At 70.0% G+C, this 4,121-nt stretch carries 3 protein-coding genes; 1 reads left to right on the forward strand and 2 read right to left on the reverse strand.

Annotated features, from left to right (window positions below; genetic code table 11):
• Window positions 1-237: 237 nt before the first annotated feature.
• Entirely contained in the window at window positions 238-2,295 is a 2,058-nt protein-coding gene (gene parE / locus ACFE8Y_RS21085) for a DNA topoisomerase IV subunit B (protein ID WP_375466322.1), read from the reverse strand.
• Between the two features lie 289 nt (window positions 2,296-2,584).
• On the opposite strand from parE, the gene ACFE8Y_RS21090 reads away from it, so the two are divergent.
• On the forward strand, window positions 2,585-2,770 hold the full coding sequence (locus tag ACFE8Y_RS21090; protein WP_375466323.1) for a hypothetical protein: 186 nt from the start codon (window positions 2,585-2,587) through the stop codon (window positions 2,768-2,770).
• Window positions 2,771-2,873: 103 nt separating this feature from the next.
• On the opposite strand, the gene ACFE8Y_RS21095 is transcribed toward ACFE8Y_RS21090, so the two are convergent.
• Window positions 2,874-4,121, reverse strand: a 1,248-nt coding sequence (locus tag ACFE8Y_RS21095; protein ID WP_375466324.1) for a topoisomerase C-terminal repeat-containing protein, incomplete at its 5' end; no start/stop codon positions are given.

Consider the following 4,121-nt stretch of genomic DNA (forward strand, 5'->3'; position numbering starts at 1 on the left):
GAGCGGGGGCGGACGAAAATCCAGGAAAGCCCGGCCTCGCGGCCGGGCCTTTTTCGTTTTGGCCCGTCGCGAGCGTTCCTTACTCCCCTTGAGCCGGAAAGGGTGGCCCGCGAGCTGAGTTGGGTGAGGGAGCGCGTTGTCCGGAGATGCAGGCTCCCTCTCCCGACCCTCGCTCACGCGAGGGTCACTCTCCCCCGCAGAGGGGGGAAGAGCGCGCGGGGTTCACGCGCGAAACGATCAGATGTCGAGGTCGCTGCCCTCGGCGAAGGCGGCCCGCTCGGAGATGAAGGCGAAGCGGGCCTCGGGCTTGTTGCCCATTAGGCGGTCCACCGTGTCGCCGGTCGATTCCCGCGCCTCGTCGAGGACCGCGACCCGCAGCAGCGTGCGCTTCTTCGGGTCCATGGTGGTCTCCTTGAGCTGCGAGGCCATCATCTCGCCCAGGCCCTTGAAGCGGCCGATCTCGACCTTGGCCCCCTTGAACACCGACTTGATCAACTGGTCCTTGTGGGCGTCGTCGCGGGCATAGGCCGTCTTGGTGCCGTGCTGGAGCCGGTAGAGCGGCGGGATCGCGAGGTAGAGGTGGCCGCGGTCGATGAGCTTGGGCATCTGCCGGTAGAAGAAGGTGATCAGCAGGGACGCGATGTGGGCGCCGTCGACGTCGGCATCCGTCATGATGATGACCTTGTCGTAGCGCAGATCCTCGGCCCGGTACTGGCCGCCGGTGCCGCAGCCGAGCGCAAGCGTCAGGTCGCCGATGAGCTGGTTGGCGCCGAGCTTGTCGCGGCTGGCCGACGCCACGTTGAGGATCTTGCCGCGCAAGGGGAGGATCGCCTGGGTCGCGCGGTCGCGGGCCTGCTTGGCCGAGCCGCCGGCCGAGTCGCCCTCGACGATGAAGATCTCGGAGCCGGCCATGCCGGCGGTGGAGCAGTCGGCGAGCTTGCCCGGCAGGCGGAGCTTGCGCGTGGCGGTCTTCCTCGCGACCTCCTTCTCCTGGCGGCGGCGCAGGCGCTCCTCGGCCCGGTCGATCACCCAGTCGAGGAGCCGGTTGGCCTGGGCGGGCGAGGCGGCGAGCCAGTGGTCGAAGGCGTCGCGGATCGCGGTCTCGACGATGCGGGCCGCCTCGACGGTGGCGAGCTTGTCCTTCGTCTGCCCCTGGAACTCGGGCTCACGGATAAACACCGAGAGCATCGAGGCGCAGGTCGCCATCACGTCGTCGGTGGTGACGGCGGCCATGCGCTTGGCTTGATTCACCCGCTCGGCATGCTCGCGCAGCGCCCGCAGAAGCGCGACGCGGAGACCCGCTTCGTGGGTGCCGCCCTCGGGCGTCGGGATCGTGTTGCAGTAGGAGGCCGAGACGCCGTCGTCGTGGACCATCCAGGCCACCGCCCATTCGAGCGAGCCGTGCGAGCCGGGCTTGGTGATCTTGCCCGCGAAGATCGCGTCGGTGACGAGGTCCTTGCCGTCGATGTCGCGGGCGAGGTAGTCGCGCAAGCCCCCGGGGAAGCGGTGCACGGCGTCTGCCGGCACGCCCTCGATGCCCTCGAGCAGGGCGGGCGCGCAGCGCCAGCGGATCTCGACGCCGCCGAACAGGTAGGCTTTCGAGCGCGCCATCTTGAACAGGCGGCGCGGATCGAAGCGCAGCGAGCCGAAGATCTGCGCGTCGGGGTGGAAGCGCACCCGCGTGCCGCGCCGGTTCTGCACCCGTCCGACGGTCTCCAACCCAGCCTGCGCAGCCCCTCGCGAAAAGGTCTGCCGATAGAGGGTCTGGTTGCGCGCGACCTCGACCTCCAGCAGATCCGAGAGCGCGTTCACCACCGAGATGCCGACGCCGTGCAGGCCGCCGGAGGTCTCGTAGACCTTCGAGTCGAACTTTCCGCCCGCGTGCAGCGTCGTCATGATGACTTCGAGCGCCGACTTGCCCGGAAACTTCGGGTGTGGGTCGACGGGGATGCCGCGGCCGTTGTCGGTGACGACCAGCGCGCCCGACTCCTCCAGCTCGACCTCGATGAAGCTGGCATGGCCTGCCACCGCCTCGTCCATGGCATTGTCGATCACCTCGGAGAAGAGGTGGTGCAAGGCCCGCTCGTCGGTGCCGCCGATATACATGCCGGGGCGCCGCCGCACCGGCTCCAGCCCCTCCAGCACCTCGATGTCGGAGGCGGTGTAGCCGGCCTCGGGGCCGACCGCGTCGAGGGGCACGATCGCCGCCGCCGGCTTCCGGCGCTTCTCGGAGGCCGGAAGCGGTGCGGCGGCCTTCGCGCCCGGTCCGAACAGGTCGCGGGCCGGATCGCTCACGCGACGGGCTCCATCTCTCGGCTGTCGTCTGGCATGGGCTTTCATCCGCTCACGATATCGGAACAAAACGGAAACATCAAAGGGACGCGCGGACTGAATCCGTGCTCAAGCATCGCACGCGCGCAACCAACCGGTCACGCGCTGCGATGCGGGATGCGGCCACCGTCATCGAAACGATGCGGACGCGCGGTTAAGATCACATCTCGGGTCGGGGTAATGCGGAACCCAATCTCCGGTCCGGCATTATAACGCAAAAGCTTCGCCGTAACGCCGCATGGGACCGCTGCCGATGACCACCGCCGCGATCCAGGCCCGCCACCTCACCCTCGCCCGTCTGGAGCGCGCCGCCGGGGAATCGTTCGGCTGCGTCGAGGAGGGCGGCGGCATCGTCCGCGGGGCCTTCGTGACGCCGACGAGCCTCGCGCTTATGACTCTCGTCGCCGCGACCGCCGCGACGATCGGCTACCTCGTCTGATCGCCGGCGCCGGCCGGTCGCCACACGTCCCGTCAGGATGCGGTGACGGCCTCGGCACGCCTGCGCGACCTGAGGCGCCGCGGCCATTCGGCATGAGGGGCGCTCAGCCCGTCGCCTTCTTGGCCGCCGCGCGCTTCGGTGCGGCCTTCGGAGCGACGCGCTTCTTCGCCGCCGGCTTGCCGCCGCCATCCTCCGTCGCGGCCTTGGCCGCCGCCTTCGCCGCGGGCTTGCGCGCCGTCGTCTTGGCGCCGCGGGCGGGCGCCGCCTTGCGACCGCGGCTCGGTGCCTTGCCGCCGCCCGCCGCGCGCTTGGCGTTCACCAGCTCGATGCCCTGGCCGAGCGTCAGCGCCTCGGCGGCCATCGTCTTCGGCAGGGTGGCATTGACGTCGCCGTCGGTGACGTAAGCGCCGTACTTGCCGGCCTTGACCACGAGGTCGCGGCCCGTCGCCTCGTCCTTGCCCAAGGGGCGCCCCGGATCGGAGGAGGGCCGGCCGCGGCCGCCGCCCTGCTCCTTGGCGACGATCAGGTCGATGGCGCGGTTGGCGCCGACCTCCAGCACGTCGTCGTCACGCCCCAGATTCGCGTAGGTCTTGCCGTGCTGCACGTAGGGTCCGAACCGGCCGAGATTGGCCAGGATCGGCGCGCCGGTCTCGGGATGGCGCGCGACCTCGCGCGGCAGCGACAGGAGGCGCAACGCCTTCTCCAGGTCGACCATCGACGGGGTGACACCCTTGGGCAGCGAGGAGCGCTTGGGCTTCTCCGCGTCCTTCTCGGTGGACGCCTCGCCGAGCTGGACGAACGGGCCGAACCGCCCGTCCCGGATCGTCACCGGCAGCCCCGAGACGGGGTCGTTGCCGAGCACCCGCGTGCCGGGCTGGCCGCCCTCGGCCGACGAACCGTCGCCCTCGCCGTCGACGCCGGAGGCCGAGAGCTGGCGGGTGTACTTGCACTCGGGATAGTTCGAGCAGCCGACGAACGAGCCGAACTTGCCGAGCTTGAGCGAGAGCTGCCCCGTGGCGCAGGTGGGGCAGGTGCGCGGGTTCGAGCCGTCGGCCTTCGCCGGGAAGATGTGGGCGCCGAGCAGGGTGTTGAGCGCCTCCAGCACCTCGGTGACGCGCAACTCCTTGGTGCCGCCGATCGCGGCGGAGAAGTCGCGCCAGAAGTCGCGCAGCACCTCGCGCCAGTCGATCTCGGCGTTGGAGACGCGGTCGAGCTGACCTTCGAGATCCGCGGTGAAGTCGTACTCGACGTAGCGCTTGAAGAAGCTCTCCAGGAAGCCCGTCACCAGCCGGCCCTTGTCCTCCGGCTGGAGGCGCTTCTTCTCGATCTTCACGTATTCGCGGTCGCGCAG

The organism is uncultured Methylobacterium sp. (assembly GCF_964242245.1).
Classification (GTDB): Bacteria; Pseudomonadota; Alphaproteobacteria; order Rhizobiales; family Beijerinckiaceae; genus Methylobacterium.

Bases quoted from the DNA above. Each gene is read 5' to 3' on its own strand.
- ACFE8Y_RS21090 (WP_375466323.1), top strand. From the start codon at position 2,585: ATGACCACCGCCGCGATCCAGGCCCGCCACCTCACCCTCGCCCGTCTG.